The organism is Gimesia chilikensis (genome assembly GCF_008329715.1).
Classification (GTDB): Bacteria; Planctomycetota; Planctomycetia; order Planctomycetales; family Planctomycetaceae; genus Gimesia; species Gimesia chilikensis.
Window position 1 is genome coordinate 1 of record NZ_VTSR01000016.1, and the last position, 22,786, is coordinate 22,786.

Annotated in this window: 24 protein-coding genes; 2 read left to right on the forward strand and 22 right to left on the reverse strand. The window is 53.7% G+C overall.

The genetic code is table 11. The features are described from left to right. Window positions 1-204: 204 nt before the first annotated feature. Window positions 205-441: a ribbon-helix-helix domain-containing protein gene (locus FYZ48_RS19665; protein ID WP_149343508.1), complete on the reverse strand. Its 237-nt coding sequence runs from the start codon at window positions 439-441 to the stop codon at window positions 205-207. Window positions 442-542: 101 nt separating this feature from the next. Further along, on the reverse strand, window positions 543-860 hold the full coding sequence (locus FYZ48_RS19670; protein WP_149343510.1) for a DMT family transporter: 318 nt from the start codon (window positions 858-860) through the stop codon (window positions 543-545). A gap of 378 nt (window positions 861-1,238) precedes the next feature. Between FYZ48_RS19670 and FYZ48_RS19675 the strand changes: the two genes are divergently transcribed. Then, window positions 1,239-1,700 carry a nuclear transport factor 2 family protein gene (locus FYZ48_RS19675; RefSeq protein WP_145438359.1) on the forward strand — a complete coding sequence of 154 codons (462 nt, stop codon included), beginning with the start codon at window positions 1,239-1,241 and terminating at the stop codon, window positions 1,698-1,700. A gap of 11 nt (window positions 1,701-1,711) precedes the next feature. On the opposite strand, the gene FYZ48_RS19680 is transcribed toward FYZ48_RS19675, so the two are convergent. The 6 genes from FYZ48_RS19680 to FYZ48_RS19705 form a co-directional block, all read right to left on the reverse strand. Further along, a complete protein-coding gene (locus tag FYZ48_RS19680; RefSeq protein WP_149343512.1) occupies window positions 1,712-2,479 on the reverse strand; it encodes a phosphatase PAP2 family protein in 768 nt (255 codons plus the stop codon). A 101-nt stretch (window positions 2,480-2,580) separates the two neighbouring features. Continuing rightward, window positions 2,581-3,165, reverse strand: a complete 585-nt coding sequence (locus tag FYZ48_RS19685; RefSeq protein ID WP_149343514.1) for a sigma-70 family RNA polymerase sigma factor — start codon at window positions 3,163-3,165, stop codon at window positions 2,581-2,583. A gap of 142 nt (window positions 3,166-3,307) precedes the next feature. Then, entirely contained in the window at window positions 3,308-4,126 is an 819-nt protein-coding gene (locus FYZ48_RS19690; protein ID WP_149343516.1) for an RDD family protein, read from the reverse strand. A gap of 266 nt (window positions 4,127-4,392) precedes the next feature. Beyond that, window positions 4,393-5,340, reverse strand: coding sequence for a DUF1559 family PulG-like putative transporter (locus FYZ48_RS19695; protein ID WP_149343518.1), 948 nt, complete (start codon window positions 5,338-5,340; stop codon window positions 4,393-4,395). Between the two features lie 109 nt (window positions 5,341-5,449). After that, the gene (locus FYZ48_RS19700) at window positions 5,450-6,172 is read right to left on the reverse strand and encodes a DUF434 domain-containing protein (RefSeq protein WP_149343520.1); all 723 of its coding nucleotides are present in this window, start codon (window positions 6,170-6,172) and stop codon (window positions 5,450-5,452) included. 92 nt (window positions 6,173-6,264) lie between these two features. After that, a complete protein-coding gene (locus FYZ48_RS19705; RefSeq protein ID WP_149343522.1) occupies window positions 6,265-6,639 on the reverse strand; it encodes a PqqD family peptide modification chaperone in 375 nt (124 codons plus the stop codon). A 352-nt stretch (window positions 6,640-6,991) separates the two neighbouring features. Between FYZ48_RS19705 and FYZ48_RS19710 the strand changes: the two genes are divergently transcribed. Continuing rightward, window positions 6,992-8,326 (forward strand): hypothetical protein, encoded by a 1,335-nt coding sequence (locus FYZ48_RS19710; RefSeq protein ID WP_149343524.1) that lies wholly within the window; start codon window positions 6,992-6,994, stop codon window positions 8,324-8,326. On the opposite strand, the gene FYZ48_RS19715 is transcribed toward FYZ48_RS19710, so the two are convergent. From FYZ48_RS19715 to FYZ48_RS19780, 14 genes are all read right to left on the reverse strand, one after another. Continuing rightward, complete coding sequence (locus FYZ48_RS19715; RefSeq protein ID WP_187782118.1) at window positions 8,309-12,007, reverse strand: M56 family metallopeptidase; 3,699 nt, start codon at window positions 12,005-12,007, stop codon at window positions 8,309-8,311. The two genes, FYZ48_RS19710 and FYZ48_RS19715, sit on opposite strands and share 18 nt — an antisense overlap. Before the next feature lie 17 nt (window positions 12,008-12,024). Continuing rightward, the gene (locus FYZ48_RS19720; RefSeq protein ID WP_149343529.1) at window positions 12,025-12,384 is read right to left on the reverse strand and encodes a BlaI/MecI/CopY family transcriptional regulator; all 360 of its coding nucleotides are present in this window, start codon (window positions 12,382-12,384) and stop codon (window positions 12,025-12,027) included. A 225-nt stretch (window positions 12,385-12,609) separates the two neighbouring features. After that, on the reverse strand, window positions 12,610-13,677 hold the full coding sequence (locus FYZ48_RS19725) for a DUF1559 family PulG-like putative transporter (protein ID WP_149343531.1): 1,068 nt from the start codon (window positions 13,675-13,677) through the stop codon (window positions 12,610-12,612). Window positions 13,678-14,082: 405 nt separating this feature from the next. Further along, entirely contained in the window at window positions 14,083-14,562 is a 480-nt protein-coding gene (locus tag FYZ48_RS19730) for a hypothetical protein (RefSeq protein WP_149343533.1), read from the reverse strand. A 254-nt stretch (window positions 14,563-14,816) separates the two neighbouring features. Continuing rightward, a complete protein-coding gene (locus tag FYZ48_RS19735) occupies window positions 14,817-15,320 on the reverse strand; it encodes a DMP19 family protein (RefSeq protein WP_149343534.1) in 504 nt (167 codons plus the stop codon). Window positions 15,321-15,408: 88 nt separating this feature from the next. After that, window positions 15,409-16,044, reverse strand: coding sequence for a prolyl hydroxylase family protein (locus tag FYZ48_RS19740; RefSeq protein ID WP_149343536.1), 636 nt, complete (start codon window positions 16,042-16,044; stop codon window positions 15,409-15,411). Window positions 16,045-16,052: 8 nt separating this feature from the next. Then, on the reverse strand, window positions 16,053-16,478 hold the full coding sequence (locus FYZ48_RS19745; RefSeq protein WP_149343538.1) for a hypothetical protein: 426 nt from the start codon (window positions 16,476-16,478) through the stop codon (window positions 16,053-16,055). A 167-nt stretch (window positions 16,479-16,645) separates the two neighbouring features. Further along, complete coding sequence (locus tag FYZ48_RS19750; RefSeq protein WP_149343541.1) at window positions 16,646-16,951, reverse strand: hypothetical protein; 306 nt, start codon at window positions 16,949-16,951, stop codon at window positions 16,646-16,648. Window positions 16,952-16,981: 30 nt separating this feature from the next. Further along, window positions 16,982-17,506 (reverse strand): hypothetical protein, encoded by a 525-nt coding sequence (locus tag FYZ48_RS19755; protein ID WP_149343543.1) that lies wholly within the window; start codon window positions 17,504-17,506, stop codon window positions 16,982-16,984. 120 nt (window positions 17,507-17,626) lie between these two features. Continuing rightward, window positions 17,627-18,259 carry a hypothetical protein gene (locus FYZ48_RS19760; protein WP_149343545.1) on the reverse strand — a complete coding sequence of 211 codons (633 nt, stop codon included), beginning with the start codon at window positions 18,257-18,259 and terminating at the stop codon, window positions 17,627-17,629. A gap of 235 nt (window positions 18,260-18,494) precedes the next feature. Beyond that, the gene (locus FYZ48_RS19765; RefSeq protein ID WP_149343547.1) at window positions 18,495-19,031 is read right to left on the reverse strand and encodes a hypothetical protein; all 537 of its coding nucleotides are present in this window, start codon (window positions 19,029-19,031) and stop codon (window positions 18,495-18,497) included. 263 nt (window positions 19,032-19,294) lie between these two features. After that, complete coding sequence (locus FYZ48_RS19770) at window positions 19,295-19,735, reverse strand: hypothetical protein (RefSeq protein WP_149343550.1); 441 nt, start codon at window positions 19,733-19,735, stop codon at window positions 19,295-19,297. A 162-nt stretch (window positions 19,736-19,897) separates the two neighbouring features. Continuing rightward, window positions 19,898-20,254: a hypothetical protein gene (locus FYZ48_RS19775; protein WP_149343552.1), complete on the reverse strand. Its 357-nt coding sequence runs from the start codon at window positions 20,252-20,254 to the stop codon at window positions 19,898-19,900. Between the two features lie 133 nt (window positions 20,255-20,387). After that, complete coding sequence (locus FYZ48_RS19780; protein ID WP_149343554.1) at window positions 20,388-21,998, reverse strand: TROVE domain-containing protein; 1,611 nt, start codon at window positions 21,996-21,998, stop codon at window positions 20,388-20,390. Between the last annotated feature and the right edge of the window lie 788 nt (window positions 21,999-22,786).

Below are 22,786 nucleotides of genomic sequence, written 5' to 3' on the forward strand. Positions count from 1 at the left end.
AGAACTCAGGAAAACCAGGAAGCAATGGCAACAATTTGCTTTGGTGGGAAACTATTTGTAATCGGAGTTACTAGCGCCATTCCGCTCAAATTAACCGGGTGGCCCCGAATGCAATTCGGGGTGAGCGCAGCGAACAGGAGGTCGCAGGGCACTCTTGCGGAAATCAGAAACAATACAACACTGAAAACCGAAAGCCAATCATCGTTAACAACACGATTCCAACTCTGAAACGATTGCATCGATATCAAGGGGCATCACCCGGCCTTCTCTCTCGGCTTCCAGGGACTGCTGAATCTGCTGCTTCAGCTCGGCGTGTCTCTGCTTCAACTCCCGAAAGACCTCCAGCGCTTCTGTAACCAGGGCGCTTTCATCTTCATAATGACCGCTGGCCATTTCTTCTTCGATGAACTTGAGAATCTCTGGGGGATAACCGGTTGACATGACTGTCTCCTGACTGGGAAAGTAGCGATCACATGATCATACCATGAAGTTTGCTGAGATGTCAAAAAGAGAATCTCTATATGCAGGATAGCACCCGCCACTCACGAAGCCGAAAGCTTCAGCCCCAGCACGCCCCCCACGATCAGCACCAGACAGAGCCCGCGCCAGATCGTGACCGGTTCACCAAACAGGAAGGCACTCAGCACCGCCGTCCCTAATGCGCCGATCCCCGTCCAGACCGCGTAACCGGTGCCCACCGGAATCGTGCGGACCGCCAGGGCCAGCAGGAACATGCTCGCCGCCATCATGCCAATGGTCAGCACGCTGGGCCATAACCGAGTGAAACCGTCCGTGTATTTCATCCCGACTGCCCAGCCGATCTCCAGCACCGCCGCCATCAAAAGAATCACCCATGCCATAACGCACCTGTCACTGCTGTGGCAGGGTCGTCCCCGCCGACGGGAAAAACATGCAGGTCGTCCTGCAATGGGAGTGTTCCCGGCATTATACGCCCCACATCCGCCGGGACAAGCGGCAGGAAACCCGGATTCACCACTTGACAGAAATAGACAGACCTGTATACTTCGATTATTCAGACACGCGACAACTGCAAAGAAGAACCAGCCGCAATGCATTCGCCCCGGTCAGGTGTCTTCGCTGATAATCGTACTAAATACGAACTAACTGGTACCAGAGTCACACGCTATCGAATGAGGTCCGCCTCGTTCTCGTTTTTAAATAGACATTATACAGACCTGTCTGTTTTTTATAATTCCAGACCAACAAAGGAGACACACATGACTGCCATCAAACCCCCGTTCAATTTCGCCACCGCCACCGCCAAAGTCCGTGCTGCGGAAGATGCCTGGAACAGCCGCGACCCTGAAACGGTCTCCCTGGCCTACTCCCCGGATTCCGAGTGGCGGAACCGCGATCAGTTTCTGCAGGGACGCGATCAGATCCGGGAATTCCTCGCCGGCAAATGGGAACGGGAACTCGATTACCGGCTCGTCAAATCGCTGTGGAGCTATTCGGAAAACCGCATCGGCGTTCGCTTTCAGTACGAGTATCACGATGCAGACGGCCAATGGTTTCGCGCCTATGGAAATGAACTCTGGGAGTTTGACGAAGCAGGACTCATGCGCCGTCGCGAAGCCAGCATCAACGATGTCCCCATCCCCGCAGACCAGCGCCGTTTTCACTGGCCCACCTCCGGTCCCCGACCATTGATGCACGCAGGCATTCCGGATGTCGCCTGATCGACGGACAGTCAGACCTCGGAGTCGGCAGCAGCAGATTCTGAGGTCGGACTGGCATCTTCAATCTGATGCCGCTGTTGTAACCAGCGCGCGAAAATCCAGCAGAACAGCGCCCACGCCAGCCCCGCGGTCCAGCCGGCAATCACATCGGTCGGGTAATGCACGCCGAGGTATATCCGACTGAGCCCGATCAACACCGTCAGCAGCAGCGCCACACAGAGCACGTATATCTTCACCCGGGTCCGCTGAATCACCGATGCGAGCAGTGCCCCCAGCGTGAGATAGATCACCGCGGAAAGCATCGAGTGGCCACTGGGGAAGCTGCTGGTATAAACATACGAAAGATGCGGCACCACATCCGGGCGGGGACGGCTGATGAAATGCTTGAGCGCAGAACTGAGCAGCAGCCCACCGAGGGAAGCGAACAGCAATAACAGGATCACCCGCTTTTTGCCTTCGATCCAGAGATATCCGGCCACGACCGTCGTAAAGAAGACCAGTGTCGCCACGCCCCCCAGCGCAGTCAGATCGCGGCCCATCTCCTGCACCCAGGGCGGTCCGATGGGAATCGACGGATCATCGGCCCGCCGCATGGAACGAATGACCCACTTGTCGAATGCCTGGGTCTCCTGTTCCAGCACCTCGTCGGTGAGCTCAATGAACGCCCAGGTAGAGCCGGCCAGGATCAGAAAAAAGACCAGCAGCAGCGGTTCGCGACCTTTGAGCCAGTTCACCGCAAACTCGATCCATTTCAGCAGCCGCCGAGAGAACAATTTCATCCATCCGGTTTCAGACATGACTTCAGTTTAGCAGAAAACAGGACGAAAACTCTACGCTCACTCCCCTTCAATCGACGGCAGAGGATCGACTCAACGCTGACTCAGGCATCACCGTTGAGTCGTTTGCGTAAATTTTCGAGTCCGCGTTTGATCAGGGAGGCCACCGCCGTTTCCGAACGACCAAAGTGTTGCTCCAGATCCGCCAGCGACCAGCCTTCGATGTGCCTTAACCGCACCGCTTCCGCCTGGTTTGCGGGAATCGACGCCAGCACTTCAGCCAGCCGCACCGCATCCTCGGCCTGCATCACCCTTTGTGAGGGACTCAGGGTTTCCAGGTGAAACAGCCCCTCCAGCCGCGAGCCCGCGACTTCATTACCAACGGCCCGCTTCTCTGCACCCGCGTGTCGACGTATCGTATCCTGAATATTCCGTTCATGGATTTTCTGTAACCAGGCAACAAACTGCGCCTCTTCTTTCCCGTCGAACTGTTGAAAGTTCCGCAGCGCCGACAGACAGGTCTGCTGCACGATATCCGAATCATCCACGCGTGCCTGCAGACGACCATCCAGCGCCCGTTGCGTGATGAATTTCAAATAGGGCCGGTGGCGATCCAGCAATTGCCCGATCGCCTCCTGGTTGCCCTGTAGCGATTCGTTGAGAAGTCGCTGGTATTCCGAGTTGCGCATGCCCGTATCCTGAGAGATCTCGATCGATATATGATAAAGGAAGAGTCTCTCTCATTATGCACACCTGCACCCCGAATTTAAACTGTTTGGTGACGATTCCCGAACCACTTAGGCCTCGAGCGCCGTTTCAGACAACCACCCCTTACGGCTCACTGACCAGCCTGACTTTGGGAACGGTTTTGATCGAAGTATCACCCAGCAAATCGCCGATCCGCCTTCCTGTAACGAGCAGCATGATCACCTCAGTCAGCACCACCAGAATAGCAACCGGCACGCCAATCACGAATCCGATTATCGGAATACAAAACAGGAACGGTCCGATGCACAGCGGAATATTTCTTAAGATCCGCGGTCCAACCCGTGCCGGGTCGGCACTGTTATTCGACACCTGCAATCCCAGCAGCAGTTTCCCGGGACTGGCCCCCGCGGCATCGCGGAACAGCCAGTAGCAGCACAGCATCAGCCCGATGAGAATCTGCCCCAGGATCGGAATCAACACCAGCGGTGCCAGGATCAACGTCAGCAACGCATCGATCACATAAGCGATCGCCCGCATCAGAACCGGAGCCGTCTCGGATTCCGGCAGACCGGCAACCACTTCGGGCGTCTTCGACTCCGACTCAGTACTGGTCCGCACTGGTAACGCGGTGGCCTCTACCGGCTTTTCGGCAGGGGCAGGTTTCGTCGACGCGGTCTGCGCAACAACCCGTGGTTTCTCAGATGACGTCGGTTTGGGGGGCGTTGTTGAATCGCGGGTCGATGCTCCGCTTTTGATCTTTGTCGCATTCTTTTTCCCGGTCGCAGACCGCCGCGTCTCTACAAAATGCTGCAGCCGCTGAATCTCCCGGGGCGTAAAGGTCCTCTGGATATCATCGGCGGCCGCAATCTTCAGGTGCTGGCAGATTTTGCGAAACTGCGATTCCGAAACGCGCAACCTCTGACATAAATCACTGGAATTCATAGAGATACCTCATTATTCAAACTGCAAAACCATGTGTCAGGCAAATACGAAAGGGGAATACTGACGTCAGTTGACGAACAGTGCTCAACCTCTCAAGCGTCTGCACAGCGCAAACTTGGCGGCGGAAATTCACAATTCTGAAAAAAGGAGCGACCAGAACCAGCGATTATCGAACAGGCATTCGTAACAGCGTTGAAATAAAAAAGGCAGGACTCATTAAGTGGAGACCTGCCTCTTTCTTCTTTTGCCGGTTGTCTGACATTCGCTCAAAATTCACCGATGGCTTCACCACCGTTGGGAGTACTCATCGCCTTTAACACATCCGGATCAATATTCTCCGAAACAAATCGCACCGCCCCGTCGGAGAGCAGCACATGATTGCCCCCCACCATCGACGTCTTCCTCCCCTCTCGCATCACGTTGGCAGGATGATCGATATTGGTCGGATCGCCCCACGGCTTGAAGCCCTCTCCCGATTCAATCGCCATGATCGTAGTCGAGGCGCCATCAGTGATGTCACGAAACCGAGTGTTCCCATTGGTCTCCAGCAACAGTTCGTTCCCGATGTAATGCGACAGCGCCAACCCGTCTGGAGAAACGGTTTCCTCAACGGATGGATGCAGATAGTCAGGAATGACCTGGGTAAAATGCTTCCGGTTTTCCGGCGTCGTCCAGGGTTGATGGATGTTAATTCGATTGTATAACGGCGCCTGATCCATAAAGGGCAGAATGAACGTCTGCCAGCTGTGGTTCGGCTTGCCTTCCACGTTGGTCGTCCCCCCCGGGGTAAACACCCGGAACGTGTCGTGATAGTTATGCATCGCCAGGCCGATCATCTTCAGATTGTTTTTGGAAGCCGACCGCCGGGCTGCTTCGCGCGCCTGCTCAACGGCAGGCAGCAGCAGAGCCACCAGCACCAGGACGACGAGAATGCCCCCACCCCCCAGAATCGCGAGGACCAGAATCAGCGTCGTGTTGTTTTTCTTCGGGCCAGCGGTAGCGGAACCCGTCTGTTCAAAGTCGGAGCCCCCACTGCTGACTGTCTCCGCCGGCAAGAGTCCCGGTATCTGGCCCGCAGGTCGGAATTCACCCGCCTCTCCTTCTCTCACCAGATCCGACTCCTGTACTTTGCCCTGCGCCGCCAGTTCAATCAGCCGTTCCCGTGTCAAGGGGCCTGCTGTCTGGTCACCACGTTTCACATACCAGTTGGCCATGATGGTCTCTTTCTCGCTGGAGACTCTGGGACAGAGTCAGGTCAAAAACTCAGCAGTAGAAGTACGAACACCAGTCTAACAGATCCGCATCCGACCCGATACGAAAAAATCAATAACCCGACAGATCCACCACCCACGCTTCGGGTACGCGCTCTTCGACAGCGGTCCGCGCCAGGTTGAACCACCGCCCGGCCTGGTTGAGAATCTGGCTGTCCGCGGAAGCCACGATCTGGTTGGCGGCGCTCAACACAGGGTCGGGGTCAGGCACGAGGTCGATCTCCCAGTTCCAGCCCCGCTCCTCACTGAGTTCCCGCAGCATCGTCTTCAAACGCCCACTGTTGGAGACCGGCTGATCCAGCAACCAGCGACAACCGGCCACCTGCCACTCCGCCAGCAGTTCGCCCAGGATCTGAATCGCAGGGATCGTCTCGGCCACCTTCCGATAACTGCCATGCATGCTGGCCATGTCCCGCAGGCAGCCATCGTGGGCCAGTAGAATGACCCCGCCCGACAGTGCCGCTTCCAGCGACGTCAGCACGTTATACCCATCGATCCACAACTCCGCCCCCGCAAGGTCCGGCGTCTCGACCTGATGCATCTGCCGCCGGTTCGCGTCCTCCTCACTACAGGCACAGCGGCCCACCGCCAGCCGCTGTCGCGCGTTCAACGCATAGCGATCCCCCACCAGCTTGAGTGCAGAGACCGACGCATACCCACGGGTCAACAGCCAGTTCAGATCAGAAGTCGCCCGGCGCAGATCAGGCTCCGCATCGCGCGCAAACAGCAACCGATCCTGGGGATGAGCGCCCCGATGATTCCGCCGGTCAGGCATGAACTTTCCTCCTGGCTCCTGTTACGACAGACTGTGGTAGATTACATGATTCATGAGATAGCTCTGCAGGAACTGATTTTCAGGAAAAGAGCTCACTCTATCAGACCATCCGCCTGCATCTGTTGGTTTCGGATTTCCGCATCCTGCTCGAAGTACTCCTCCGCAAAGTAGGTTGGCAGCGGCTCTGGTTCCTCATGCAGTCGTAAAATTCCTTCCTCGATCAAGGTGCCCATGATTTCGTGAATCTGCTCCCGCAGCCCCGCCGGTTCCCCCGCTTCGTACTGATCAGCCATTTGTGACACAAATTCATCGACCGTATGTTCGCCATCGGCAGACATGAATACCACCGCGTACCAGGGTTCCATCGTGATCATCCGCGGCGCGTGCTCACTGAAGCTGTCGTGTACCACCAGTTGCCCCTCCATCGTATGCCAGCACGCCTTACGGGAAAAATACTTCTCATCCATGGTGAACCTCGTTTCAGTCTGGAATCAAATCGGCTTTAATAGAGACGCATAGAACATACGCAACCACATAGTGTATTTACGTTTATTTCCCCTTGCTTTTCAAGTAAGTACCTGCGTTTCCTCGCGAAAGCACCTCGTCCCACCGCCACCCCACTGGTTCGTCTTGACAGATTTCGGGGTTACGAGGTAGAGTGCCGCGACTCTGGTAGTAGACAATTGTCAGCAAACGCAACTGCCCCACCCCGGCTGACAGCGCCCCTGCGGGCCCCGAAATTGTCGCCGCATCGAGCTGATGAGGAACGGAATCAATCGCCTCAACCCGGGGCCGCGCTCTCGCGAAAGGAATCGAACCATGCGATATCAATTAACGCTGACCCTGCTGACACTCCTGTTAATCCAAGGCTTTGTCCTCGCAGACGATCCTGCAGAACAGCCGCAGGACAAGCCGATTAAACAGGCATCCTTCGCGGCACCGCCACAAGCTTTGAATCCACCAGCGAATGTCACTCCCTCCGAATTAACGATCCGGAAGGCACTCAAAAAGTCCGTTACACTGAAGGCCGAAAAGAAACCGCTGGCCGACGTGCTGCGTACGCTCTCCCGGGATTTAGGCATTAACGTTTTCGTCGATACTCGGGGTCTGAATGAAGTCGGCATAATCCCTGAGAATCCCGTCACCATCGAAGTCGAAGGCATCCAGTTAAAGAGCGTGCTCAACCTGATGCTGTCGCCACTGGATCTCGCGTATACCTTCAAAGATGAAGTCCTCGTCATTACCAGTAAGACGCGGGCCCAGGGCGAGCGCACCACACGCACCTACCCCGTCGCCGATTTAGTAATCCCCATTCCCATGACCGGTCCGGTTTCCGCTGATGAACCAATTCCGGTCGTCAACAGAAACTCGGTCGACTTCAACTCACTGATCGAAGTCATTGAAGCCTCGGTGCAACCTGTCGATTGGGAGCGGATCGGTGGCACAGGTTCGATTCGCGCGTTTGATCCCACGATGTGCCTGGTCATCCGGCAGTCGAAAGAGGCGCACCAGGAAATCGAAACACTACTCACAGAACTCCGCCGGCAGCGGGATTTTCACGTTTCCGTAGAAACCCGCATCCTGGAAAACCTGCCGGATAAAGCCTGGGAACGTCTGGGCCTCGATCTGGATGCCAACAGTCTGATGGCCCGCACTCAACAAAACAAAGGTCCGCTGGGGGGAGTCCTGCTCAGCGATGAAGAGGTCAAGTCACTCCTCGAAGCAGCACAAAACCACAGCCGCACCAATCTGATCCAGCCGCCTGAGGTCGCTTTGTTGAACGGCTACACCGCCCATGTGACCGAGTATTCGGCGGGAGGTAAGCCGCACCCGTTGCAGCGTCCCTTCTATCTGCAGCCGGTGATTTCCGCAGATCGTCGTGAAGTCCGCCTCAACCTGCGGGTCAGCGAACAACAGTCCGAGCCTCAGCAACTGCAGACCTACGTCACGACCGTCCCCGATGGCAAAGCCGTCCTCATCGAACTCGTCCAGGGAAAGACCAATCAGACAGGAATCCCCGTCACAGACAAAGCGGCCGACGCGAAAGTCTTCAAGAAGACCACCGCCAATCAGACGCGCACCTTCCTGCTGCTCCGCCCGAAAATCGTCGTCCAGCAAGAAGAGGAAGAACCGGTCTCACCTCCCGCGGAATAAATTCGCTCCCGTCACCAGCCGATTCAGTCCAAACCGACGTCCTTTACGGAAGGCAACCGGGTTCAACTCATCGTCTCCGGTCGAAACACCGCCCGGCTTCAGACTGTCGTCCTGGACTTCGATCCCCACATATAGAATCCCCGGCGTTCCTTCACGCGTGATGTAGAAGAACGTCACGGTATCCAGCGGTCTGGCTTGGTTGGTTTCCGGATCGAAGCTCACCAGCAGATCCTGTTGGTTGGCGCGTCCCTCCGCCTGCAGTGCATCGATGGAAGTCTGGCTCAAGGATTCTTTCCACCGCGACTTGGGTAGCTCCCACGTGCGGAGTCCGATGGGCCGCAGAACAAACTGAGTCTGCCCCTCTTCTCCCTTGATTTCGTCCCCCAGCATATCGTAACCCTGCCCAGCCGCCCATTCCCGGATTTCCTTAAACCGGTCCTCTGAAATTTCTTTCTCCCTCCAGCGCTCGGGAAGTGGCGCAGCCCGTCCCGTATCGAGATCATAAAACACGAGCCCCTCCGGTGCGCTACGAATCGACTGCAGCACCCAGCCGCTCGTACCACTCTTCGTCTTCAACAGCGCAGAGGACGAAATGGGATCAGTCGCTGCCGGTGCAGGCAACGACGGCAGGTTCACTTGATAAAACGCGGGGTCATCGGTGAGTTCCCGTCCGTGCTTCTCCCACCACTGCGCCCAACGCTCTGCAACCTGGTGGAACAGCGCCGCTTTGGCCTGTTTCTGACTGGGGAAATCGTACTCATTCAGAAAGATGTGATACAGTTCCTGATCACCAAAATTCTGACCGGTCAGCGACTCCAGGGCACCAAAGATTTCACGGACAGGCCGCCCAAATCCATATTCACTGCCTCTGTGTTGCTGACTCAGGTCGTGCTGTTGCATGAACTTGAGCAGTGCGACATCGGTTTCCCGAATCTGCAAACCCATATCGGAACCGGGGCGAATTAACGTTTTGGGAATTGCCCGGATCAGGCCGGGAACCGCGCGTTTGTCGCCAATCGCACGCAAGATAAAACCGAGACAGCGGAGCAGCATATCATCCGACGTCTGATCCAGTTCCGCAACCAGTTCCGGCACGACGTCAGGTCCGAGGGTCGCGATCTTCCGCAGCTGATTGGCCCACTCATCGCTGAACCTGTCCGATCCTGAGTTCATCTCCTTGAGTTCCGCCAGTAGTTTTCCAACGGATTTATTGGAAGGCAACTTTGCCTCATCCTCCTCGGTAGCGGTAGGTGGGGACTGTTTTCGATTATCAAACATTGCGGCTCTCATTAACTTACTCCGCAACATCAGATCCGGGTCAGGAACCTGCGGCTTCTCCGCCAGCTCACCGATGACAATATCACGGTGCACAGTCTGACCATCGCCGACTTTCAGATAACCCGGGGTAGAGCTCCCGTTCATCAGGTAAATGTAGTTACGTCCCGGCGCCACATGCAGACGATAGGTTCCATCCGCCTGCACTCTGGTGCTAGTGACTGCGGCCCCGGTCATCGGTCGCGCCGGACCGTAATGGGCCACATACATCTTCCGTTTGTCGCCATCAATAGGCTGGTCCGTCGCCGGATCTATCACTTTCCCGGTCACATAGCCACCCCGGACCATTTGAATATCCTTTCCCGTCTGCCGCTGTCCCTCCGTCACTTTCAGGGCTTTGATCGCCAGGGGCATCCGCTCCGGTGCGACGGCCCAGATATTGTAATAATCGTTCGTCATGCGGAGTTTATAGTTACCGTTGGCATCCGTCCTGGTTGTGAAACCACCATATCGGGCGATCCCTTGCGCATGAACCTCAACATCGGCCAGCGGCTCTCCCGTCACCAGATCAACCACCTGCCCTTCCACAATTGCCGGGGGATGCAATGTAACATCAACAGTTTGCGGAAGCTGCGAATAAGACCCGATTGTGATCGGATAATCTGCATGATGCACCCGGAACAAACATCGCGTGTCCGTGTACCCTTTTTTGTTCGACGGGGACTTTGTGTTCGACTTATCTGAATTCCAGGCAGCCAGATCCTTAATGGTGTACCGCCCCTGGCTGTCGGTTTTGGCCATACGGACTCCCGGTATCGGATACTGATCTGACTGCAGCGTGACCACCGCATCAGCAACCGGGTTTCCGTTCTCATCGGTAATCGTACCGCTCAAGGCAGCCGTGTCTGATTTCATACGCAGAGATATTTTAGATCGACGGTACTCTGGCCACATCGACCACATCGCCGACGAATAACCAGCCTTGGTGGCAACCATGGTCAGGCGGCCTCCCGCACCAGGCATCTGCACATCTTTAAATGTAAACTGACCACGGTCGTCAATGGTTGTCTCCCCCTGAAAGACAGGCTTGGCATACCCTTCGGGATAACGATAAAGCTTTACCGTCGCCCCCGGTTCGCCGGTTCCGGTGAGCGTCTCTTTGACGCCCTGAGCCTGCTCACTCTCCTGGACCTGCACTGCCTGTGGCTGGTCTTTAGCCTCCGTCGGCTGTTCCTGGGCGCGACTGATGCGCACCACTCCCAGGAGAACCACCATCGCGACCGCCGTCGTCAGCATGCTGCCCGCCTGCCAGCGGTTCAATCCCCTGCTGGTCCGGTTGCGACTCACGGCTTCAATTCGTTTGCGCACCTGTGATCGACGGGCCATCGCCAGGGCAGCACTCCTGTTCTGCGCTGCCACGCGTAACGCCAGCCCCGCCAGCAGACGCCCATACAATTTGTCATCCCCCAGGTAGCCGGCGGCTTTTAAATCGCACAGTTCATCGCAGGCGTCCGCATGCACGACGCGGGTTCTCCACATCAGCGGATGGAACCAGAGCAGGATCTGTAACAGCGTAAATAGATGATGCCAGCGCAGGTCGTTCCCCCGGCAGTGGGCAATCTCATGCGCCAGTGACGCCTGTAACTCCTGACGTTCCGCAGCAGCGCATTGCTGCACCGGTATCAATACCCCGGGCCGCCATGCCCCTACGATAAAGGGAGTTTGCACTTCCTCACTGCAACGCACATCAATCGATTTCAGATATCCGAGCTGTGCAGCAATCGCATCAGCCTGATCCTGAATTTCGGCAGGCACCGGTGTCGCACGTCGATAGAGTGCCACGAGACTGAGCACGCCGCCCAACCAGCTCAATGTGAGCAGCGCCACACCGAAGGCCCAGGTAACACATACATAGCCCAACAAACCAGTGGGAAACCAACCCGCTGTCCATGCCGTCTCCTGAGTTACCGTATCCTCAAGAATAGACGCCTGCGTGGCGGCGGTGTCTTCTATTGGCGGCCGTTCATTCAGCGGCATTAACCCTCTGTCAGAAAGTTCAACCTCCCGGGATGAGGGACCACTCACAGGCACAGTCAGCTCTATGGCAGCAGCCGTTTCGTTCAGATCAGGAGGTTCGACGACCTCATCCACTTCCATAACAGGGGAGGCGGCAGGCAGCAGTGCCAGCTGCAGTCGGTAAGGAAGCAGACTCAAGACCGTCACGAAGATCAGACTGACCGCCGTCATCCGCCAGAGTAAAATTCGCAGCCGGGGATTCCAGCGGTTGCAGGCACAGTGACAGAGCCAGGCCACCATCAGAATCAACGTCAATCGAATCAGAATCAGCAGGGCACTATTTGATAAAGCATCACTGCTGCCCATCAACCAGTTCAAGGTGGATGACATCTTCGCCTCCCGAATCATTATTGCTGGGGATCATCTGCCAGCCGTTTGAGTTCCAGTAACTCATCCTGGCTCAGCTTCTCTGCGCGAATCAGATCTAGAATGAGTTTCCTGGCGGAACCTTCGCAGTAAGCATCGACTATCTGACGAATCGTCGAACGAAACGCCGCTTTGCGACGCGTGATCGCCTTGTAATAGTAAGCCTTACCGACCTTGCGACGTGAGATGTGCCCCTTCTCAACGAGGATCGCAAGGTAGGAACGCAGCGCTGGATTTTTGATCGGCTCCGGAAAAAGTTCCTGCAACTCACTTGGCTTCAGCTCACCCTGTTCCCACAGGATCTGCATCACAGCAAGTTCGCCTGGTGTAAAACGCGACATCGGACTTCCTCCTCTAATGTGCAGATAATACTGCACATTGATCGCGCTGGCAAGCTTTTTCTTGAGAGAATCATCACCAGCTCAAGAATACAGCTTGATTATCCGCACGATCCACGAGTCAGGCGGAGCGCCCTTAATCGCTGCATCTCTCCAGGTCAGGTTGATTCAGGGCAAACGAGAAACTTGAAGACTGGCTCGACGAGAACAACATGACAGCATAGCCACTCAATACTGAGAACTGCTTCTGCTCCGCTGGTCGCCACCATTCCAGGTCAGCGATTCCGCGTAGATTTCCTGGTTGATGTTCTCACTCACGAACGTCACGCGACCGTCAACCCACAGCATGTTCACACCGCCCGTGTGGCGGGAATTGGGAGCCGGCATCAGCCCCTCCGATCCCCCCGCGGGATGCGACACAGCCGCGTTGATCCCGTAGCGTTCCAGGTCGGTGGAAATAATCTTCAACGAAGTCGGCGACGCCGTGTCGTTACCGGCCGACGATTCCCCTTCCAGCCAGATCCCGTCATCACCAATGCCGAACGCAACCCGACACAACCCGGGATTGCCGGAGACTGGCGTACTGTTACCGGAATAGATTACCGCTTCTCCCAGATTCCCGGCATAGATGTTTTCGGTCATCGCCACCGTATTCGAAGTGCCGTCACCCACGTTGACGCCCGAGATATTCACCGGCTTGTCAGACCAGAACATCCCCGTACCCCATCCGCCGTCAGCCGTCTCCGAATCATGGCGGTTGGACGCGATCACACTGAAGGGAACGCTCGGAAGCGAATAACCGGGCTTTTGAATAAATCCAGGTGCAATCGGCGTCCCGTTAATCGAACTGCGCCCCGCATAACCAAAGTTGACCACGTACGTCAGCTGCCCCGGCTTGCCTGACGCAGACCCGTCATCGGGGCACGTATAAACGGGAATCGAAACCGTACTCAAATCGTAAGTCGGCGTCTGCTTCAAGGCCTCATACACGGTTCCCTGTTCGACGTAAGGCAGCAGGATGACCGCCCACGAACGATACTCGCCCGGGTCCCCCTCGTGGATTCCAATCATCGGAAAGTCGCCGTCGTAAGTCGAAGCAAAACTATGCAGCGCGATTCCGAGTTGCTTGAGATGATTCTTACACTGAGTCCGTCGTGCGGCGGCACGCGCCTGCTGCACCGCAGGCAACAGCAGCGAAACCAGCATTCCAATAATTGCGATCACGACCAGCAGTTCAATCAGGGTGAAACCACCCCGACGCCGCACACCGTTCTTCTGTTTGTGATAAGCGATCATCGATCCCCTCCAGGTATGTATTCGACCAGATAATTCAACAGCAATCGGGTCTGACCTGGAGCGTGCGCACATCGCATCCTCCAGGTGTCCGCCTTGAAATACCGATGGGTGAGGGCGACGCCAGCCGCCAATCCGAAAATCGGCAACTATAAAAATGACCCGGAACGAAACTATACTGGAGAACATGTTGGCGTACAATCAAACATGTTAATATTGGATAAATTTAGTGTTCAAAATGACAAAATGACGTAGTTGATAAGACCGGAGCCTGTCATTTTTCAGGCAGCAAACCAGCACACTTCACTGAGGATCTGCGACCCGGCGGTTCCTGACTGAACTTCAGCGACACCGGCCGGGCCTACGATTTTCATCGATTCAGATCCGCATTCTGCTGAATGCCGCCTGTTACCGCTCTGACTCGTGATGCCACCAGCCACTGGGTTTGTTCGCGTCTTCTCCTGCGAACATCCTGCTGTTGGAACTTAGTTCGTCGGTGAACAGGTCAGACAAAGGGGCAGGCACGATACTGCAACCGTAGCAGCGCGTCACCTTATCGTGACACTCGGTTATCGTATCAGGCACCTTCAGCAGCAGGCGACTGCCCATCTTGAGTAGCGTATGAACGCAGTAGGCACGCAACACGATACTCTCATCCTGCAGATGATCGTAGAGTGCCTGCTCGGTTTCCGGATGCTCATACACAAGCCAGTCGGCCAGTTGAGATCCCAGCGGAATCTCTTTCATGCCAATGGGCCCCGGTCCGCGGTACAGTGCCGGCAGGGATCGCCAGACAGCAATAATCCGCGTAAAAGCCTCATCCAGCGGTAGTGATCGATACTCGTCAAGACGCTCATCATTAGTAATGAATCTGGGAACTCTTCGCATAATAATCTCCTGTTTAAATAAAAAGACTCACTTCAAATCCCTGAAACATTCAGGGAACACAATGGGGGGGTAGAATCGGCAGACTTTTGTCGAAGAGACAATGAGCCAGGACCATCCAGAGAAGGGGTAGAAACTCAAAGGGAGGAGATCGCTCGTGCGCGAGACAGGACCTCTGAAATAACTCCCGCGGCCGGGTTAAAGAGCAGCATTGAGTCACACGACGGAAAAAAACTGCGTCGCGCGTACCTGATGCTTCAGCCGTCTATGATCCCCAGCGCCCGATGTAGCACGGCGCTGTGATTTCCTGCATACGTCTCTGCGCAGGCCAGCATGTCGGAATAATCGATCTGCTCATCGAGTGCCTGGATGCCATCACAGGCGGCATCCCATTTATCACCATGCAGTTTCTCGAAACTCGTGATGGCGAATTCGTCGAGCCCTGACCGATCCTCCTGGATCGCGTCATGAGTCATTCCGGCCTCATCCGCAACCGCAAGAATTTTTTCAAGCAGTGTCGCCTGAGATTGAGCGCCAATCGTCTGCAATGCGGTAATGGTTTCACGCATATACCTGCCGCTACTGTTGCCGATGAAATTATCGATCCCATTCATGGCAACTTCAGTATCAAAGTCCAGGATGAGCATCAGCACCGCCACCGGGTCCGCAGCATTACAGATCCGACCATCCTCGCGCATCTCGGAAAGCGGCGGTTCGTAGATTCTGGTAGAAAGCTCACCCAGCAATTCCTCTGGTGTCATGCTCGCTTCTCACTCAAACTGAATAGGACGTCAGTTACCGATCTGCATAATGCTGAATTACCTGTTTCGCAATCCGCTCCCCCTGGAATCACCATTCATCATCATCTTCAGCGTCGTACTCATCTTCATAATCGTACTCGGCCTCTGACTCTTCGGCGGCAAACATCACATCCGTACGCAACACATACTTGCGGCCCCGCGTCACCGGTTCGCCTTTATGATGAATCGCATGCTCAAAGAACAACGCCATTCCCTGTTGCGGGACGACTTTAAATTCATCGAACATTTCCTCGGAATAGGAATCCTCGAAAGAGGTCTCTCCCCCTGCAAAGTCATCATTCAGATAGATGATCAGCGTCAGATAGCTCTGCTCGCCGTTATCGCGTTCGAACGGAAAGTCCTGGTGCCAGTTGAACTGCTGCCCGGGATCGTAGCGATAGAAACGTAACATTTCGTTAACGCCGATCGCCGACCGGTCGTCATACTGATACGGCACGAAATCGCTGGCCCGTTCCCACAGCCACGCGGCGATTTCTTCGTTCTGAAACATCACCCGCTCATTATTGCGAAGATCCTTCCGCAGCACCTGGCCCCGCGGGCTGGAGACCAGTGCATCTTCGTAGCCAAAATCTTCGCTGATGCGAATGTACTTCTGGCACTCCTCGGGGGTTAAAAAATTCTCGACAGTGAAAACAGAGTCATTGAGCCAGTTTTCTTCAGGCATGCAGCAGATTACCCTTCGGATGTGAGTTGTTTCTGTTCCTGGTACCACGGTTCCGTAATCTCGATGGCGGAGATCACCAGCTGACAGAGATCCGCCGGCGGACCTTGAGATTCGGAACCATATTGGAATTTACAGACGGATTCCTCTCCGTCCCCGTTCATAAAGCCCACCGTAAGACAACAGGTTTTGCCCTGGGGTTCAGGATCGGCGTAGCCCCCCTCCCATTCTGTGGTTTCGGGCTGGATCCGCGACTTCAGTGCCTCGAACATTTCAGACGACGGTTGATCGATGAAGAGCTGCTTTTCAGTATTGTCTTCAGAACCGGTCCCCATCCGGTTGACCGTCCCGTCTGCAGTCAGCAGGAGGAAAAGCACCTGTTCGTCTGCGACATGCATCGTGATAAAGATACCGTTGACGTCTTCAGCAGCAAACATGAGGGAGTCTCCTCTGACAAGACAGCATGCACTGAACGAAATGCGAACTGATTCATTCATTAACGACAGGGTGAGTGTAATTTTGTCTATTCGCGAGCCATTGTCAAGTGAATACGCTCTTCGTCGTTATGACGAACGCAGATCTCACCTTGAATTCAGACAGACCTTCATACATCAGCGTCATCGGAACGCAGCACAAACGTAATTCTGGAGTGCGTATCGTCCTCAGGGTTTTGCCACTCACTCACCCGCAGCAGGTACCCTGCTTTTTCCAGCGCCTCAAGATCTGAGAATTGCATGCTGTCCAGAATCACGCTTGGTAAATGCTGGCCAGCCGCTGCCAGCCAGTGATATTGTCCATACGGCAGAAAGCCCAGGTACTCTGTTTCATAAGTGAATTCCTGCGCCGCCTGACCGTCGAGCGCAGACTGCAGTCGCTCCAGTAAATCGAGTTGTGGTCTGGTTAATTCCATAATGAAATCGAGTAGAAAGTTTTTTACTCATTACCCCCCGCTCTGATACACCACTTCATAGGAATCTGAATAAAGCGGAAAATATCTGATTGCCAGGAGAACTTTTTCACCGCTCTCTTTCCCTGTTTGTGCGTCACATTGCTCTATAAAGTCAAAATGAACGCCACTCTTAAATTCGATCACTTCTGGACCTGTTCCGTGGCATCTGACAACTCGAAATGGAATCTGTTCCTCCTGCAGGAGATCGACAACCTCCGGGAAAGTAAACTCTTTTCCCGCCTTTAAAAACCAGGGATCGATCTGGAAATGCTCGTTCTGATAATCAAACAGGTCACCATCCAGCAGATGGTCATTCTGTATGGCCTCGATTTCTTTCGTATCAGTTTCATAAAAAAACTCATACCATCCATAAAGCAAGCCACTCGAAGCACCACCAAAGTCAGTCTCATCACCCGGTTTTCCCAGCAGCGCAACGGCTGCATCCCGGTGCATACCAATTTTAACTGGTCCAAATTCACCAGTCAGTGTGAACTCTTTGAGTGAGATTGTCAGCATCTAAATCCTTGTTGAGTACATCCCAGAAGTTGGCTGATTGAATTCAGGTTCGAGAATTTCATTGCCCAAAAAAGGTGTCAGGTCAATTATAAAAGAGTCCTACAACTTTTCTCTCTACATTTATGCCCATTCGTTCCCCATGAGTTCTCTGTAATTGATCACATAAATCCCCTTTTCAGAAATTGCGTAATCCACTCCAATCAAATACAGCTCAAAGTAATTATCAAAGCTAAGATCAAGATTCAGTAAGTCACAAGTAAGAGCCCATTGGAGGTGTGCGTTGCTGGCTAATCCATAGAAAGCATTACTGAGAGCCCTGAATTTGACATCATTTTTAGACAAATGTTGAACAAAATAGTTGGCCATATCATGATAAAATAAGCAATTCAGCTCACATCCAGCATATTCCGCGAACTTTTCTTCGTCACTCATAATAGCATTTACACCGTAATCCATCGCTTGGATGAGGGAAGGAGAATCAATAATACGCCGTTTTTCTTTCAGATCTTGGAGAACAAGATTTGTAATTTCATTTTCAGTTTTGTCGTCTGCTCGAAAATCTAAACGAAACATTTTTTCGAGAATACGAGATTTATTTGGGATATAGCTAAACACTGTTTCTAGATCACTCTTTTCTTTTTCAGTAAGAGATTCAAGATATAAATCCATAAACATACTTGAGAAATGGTCTAATTCAAAAGAGCGTTTGTGTTCACAAAAACTCATCCAATCGTTTATCTCTTGTGAATCCATATTCTATTCTCTAATTGATCGAGGAAATGGTTTGGGTAGGAGTTCCGGGTCAATCTTCCATCTATTAAGCAAGTGAAAGAAGTCGTCGATTAAAGCCTCTATGAGACGTGCTACGACGGGGCCAGGAAAAGTGTCAGGAACCTTTGATTGACGCAGCGCAACTTCAGTCGCTCCAGTAAATCGAGTTGTGGTCTGGTTAGTTCCATAGGATGACTTGGATCAGGGAGACACACAGCTACTCTCCAGAGTTTCCATTCTGGATTCCCACTTCACTTCTCCATTGAATCAGTGCCTGATTCTCAGATAACTCCGGAAAGACTTCTAGTGAGATCTCAACAAACATCTGTGCAATCCCCTGTAGCATCGATTCAAAATGTGATAATTCGATGTCATAACCTTCATGTACTGAATGATCGCAGTCTCTCATATCAAACGACACGCGATAGAGACCATTCTTTTTTTGCACTAATACGTCAAAGTTGAAACCTTGCTCAAAAAAGTGGATTACAAAGCTACGGACGTGTTCATTCTTTGATGCAGAGATAACCTCTGGCAACTGCTCCAGGAATATTGAAAGTTCACAATCAACGGGCAGCAGTATTTCCTCCCCGTCACCAAAACAAAGCTTAAACTCAAAAGCTCCACTTTCATAAAGCCATCGACAAACTGCTGAGATCACGGCGGGGGCATAATCCACAGGGTCATACAACTCCAGCCGAGCCTTATTCTTCAGGGATTGATAGGCATCTGATTTGACCGTAAATGAAAACATGGCGTTCATTATCCAGAACCGAATGAATCTGGCCAAAGTAGTGACACACGAGAAACACTCCTAATGACTCACTAAGCTGCTCAGAATTCGATCAACTCGACCTCAGCGACAATCTAAATAAATGGACTAAATCTCTTATACTTCTTCACTTCCTTGCTGTCGCGTTACACCCGGCTCTGGTACACCACTTCGTCTGTGACTTTACGAGTTTTGGCATCACATCACTCATTACGGAGCTTAACGATTCCAGACACTTTTTCTGCTCAAGTTCCTTTCAACTTTTCTCCATCTTCTTCACTAAGATGAACTAAGAAATAAGAATCATCCAGACTTGGATTCGTATAATGTTCACACCAAACCAAATGAGGAAATGTAATATCAGCCGATATATCTTCTCCCGTTTTGGAATGACAAAGTGGACATTCCCAATATAGATGGACAGGCAGATCATTTGCGAAGCTCCCGTAGACTTTTCCTTCTATATGTTGGATTTCAACCTCTCTCGGTACTATGTGCCATCCTTCAGCCTCATCATCTATTGCCCAATGTGCGCCTAATCTATACTCATAACCTTCTTCAGGCTCCCCATAAGCATGACATCGCTTCACTGCCTTCATTGCTTTTTCTTCAGAACTGGAGAATACAAATATTTTATCTCCCCAGTATCCTTCATAAACAAAGATGAGTTCAGATTTCGGGATCATATTTCTCTACCATAGATATCTCATAAAAAGAACCAGGGCGTTTTTATTGACTGCCGTTGAAGATCATTGTTTTCGCCAGGCATGGAGTCTTCCACTGAGAGAAATCGGTTCAATATTCAAGTATTAATGTTACTGCGTTTGTCATTCACAATTAGTCGCGTGTTACTTAAATTCAGGAAGTTGGTCTTCAAAGTTTGCGCAAAGAAAAATGTCGACATTCAGTTGTTGAAGGTTCTGACAGATCGTTCTAGTCGTGTTTATTTGCCGTGACAATGTGATTTCCTTACTCAGAGGCGTTGCCTCCAGACGATAGCGATAAAACAGAAAACCATCTTCAATTTCTGTCTGAGATTCGTCGTAATCATCATTTTGATAAATCTCGATCCAATTACCTTCGAAGTCAATTGAGTTAACTTTGCGCCCTCGTGCTTCCCTTAATCCTGCTGACATGTGCTTAATAATTGAGGAAATAGTTAAGTCTGTATTCAGCATAATGATAAATTGTAATGCGCTATCCATCTTTTCTTACTCTTTTGATGAGAGGAAAATACAGTTGTGCTATTTTCATCTCTCATGATAACTCATCACAAGAATAAAAACCCCTGGCCCGATTTCTCAGACCAGGGGTATCCCAGATAACCAACCGAGCCGATCAGACTTCGATCGACTCGACCTCGGCGACGAATCGGCCGGCGTCGTTGCCCAGGAACGACGCCACCACGTTGAACACCGCGTCACTGAAGCCGCCCATGTTCAGGATGTCGTCGCGCTCCGGAGCCTGTGACGAACCGTAAGGCTGGATGTCGATGCATACCAGCTTCGGATCCGTCACGCCCAGTCGCCGCTGGTTCTCGATGAACCGCTGCCACTCGGTCATCACGCCGGTCGAACCGTAACGGCCCTGCCGCACCCAGCTCTCGTTGTCGCTCACCAGCACGCAGCCGGCGAACGCACGCTTGCTGAGCTTCGTGTTGGCCACGTTCAGCGGGATCGAACAGTCGGTACCACCGCCGCCGTACTTCGCCAGCCGTGCCGACAGACTCAGAATCGAGTCCGATGGATCCAGGCGAGCCTGGTAAGGCCGGGTATCGAATGGAATCACCACGCTGTCCGGGTTACGTCGCAGCACAGCCGCCGCAAACAGTGCCGCAGCATCCACACACGTCATCCGACTTGTGGCACCACGACGCTGCCAGCCGGTAACCGGACACTGCATCGAACCGGACGTATCCAGACCGATCACCACGGGACCAGGCAGTTCCGGCACGTTACCGCAGGCAAGTTCGGCCGCCTGGTGCAGCGCCGTCTGAATCTTGCGAGGCACTTCGGCACTCACATTCAGATAAGCCGCCAGGAACTGGTACGGAAACTGTCGCGACTGACGGATTGCCTCCGCGTCCGCCAGGCGGTCCGCCACGTAGTCCACCAGCGCCGCATCCTGGAACACGTCATGCCGCAGCAGCGTATTCAGGTTCATCCGTAGCGCCTGTGGTCCCATCTGTCGGGCCAGCGCCTTCCAGACCAGTGGACTCTTGGCCGCATCCGCCAGCAGGTCCCACCGCACAGACAGATTCTCAACGATCTCTGCCTGCGCCTGGTCAGTCTCTGCCTGACGATAAGCGATCAGCTGTCGCACCTGCCGTGGCAGATCCGCTGCGGTCGCCGGTGCCCACTTGGCAGGCTCCTTATCCGTCAGCCAGCCGAACAGCGCACGTCGCTCGTTGTCGACAGGCGTTGGCCGTGCCAGTCGCAGAACGTCGCGCAGGCTCGGATCGTGACCGATCGAAGCCGACAGCAGTCGACCCACCGAAGCCTCGTTCAGCCAGCGCTGAAACGCCCGCTGCAGACTCGATGACAGACCGGTCCGACCAAACTGACCCGAACGGATCATCTGGAACAGCGTCCGCAGTACACGACCGTTGTCAACCACGCGATCGAACACACGGTGCATCAGCTCGGTATCCCGCGTCGACAGTGTCGCCAGCAGCGCTGCCGGCATCTCCTTCATGCAGGCTCGCTCCCGCGCATACACGGCCAGCTGTGCCAGGTAGCGGTCATCGTCCACCTGGTCAATCAGCGTCCGCAGAGTATCCAGCTGCGTCTGCGCACCCGCGTAGAACACGTTGTTGAACGTTCCGGTTGCCGCCAGCTGCGCGAGCGCATGCTTCGGCTCGAATTTATAAGCGCGACCGCCGGCCTCGTTACGCGAGTCCGCACGTGGATACTGATTCTGGCGATTTGAAAACAGAGTCTTGTTGGCCATCATAGCCTCCTTCAAAAAACGGGTCCGGCGAAAGACGCATCAGTCCCCACTGACGGCAGCCGGATCCTGTAAAAAGCACTCGACGAGGTATTCGAGCAGAGTCCCACCCTGCCTCTCCGCGCGCACGCGGAGTCCAGGGTCCGGCCCAGATTTAAATATTCAGTGGGCCGGGCAGGAGTTGAACCAGCGAAACCATGTACTCCACTCCAGCAGTCGAGTGAGTCGCTTAAGAAAGACCGACGAAGTTGTGTAAAGAGAGTTTTCTTCTGATGCTTCTACCATTAAAGCTACAACGTGTTGTGCGGTTGCACGCGGCGCTGGTGGGATTCGAACCCACAACTAACAGATCACTATGTACTCCCCTTCGGCAGTCGGTCCTGTTTGCATGTGACGCTATTTGCGTCTCGGCTTGTCGACGATCAAAGTTTCGGTCTCCTTGAATGCATGCGATCCGTCTGCTGACAGATCGTCTTTCGACAGTAAATACAACCGACGAAGTGGTGAACCAGAGTTTCTACGGTGCTCTACCATTGAGCTACGGCGCGACTCGCTTTGCGAATGAACGCCGGTGGGACTCGAACCCACAACCCCCGGGTCCTGAACCATGTACTCCAGATCGGCAGTCGGTCATGTCTTTTTTAAAACCCAACGAAGGGGCATCGAGATTGTTGCCTCTTCGGCCGTCCTGATCGGTCGCATGTGAAACCGTCAGTCGACACGCGCCAGACCATCTCACAGAGATGCCGTTACGCTCACCTTCCCTGGATCACTCCAGGTTAGCTACCTTA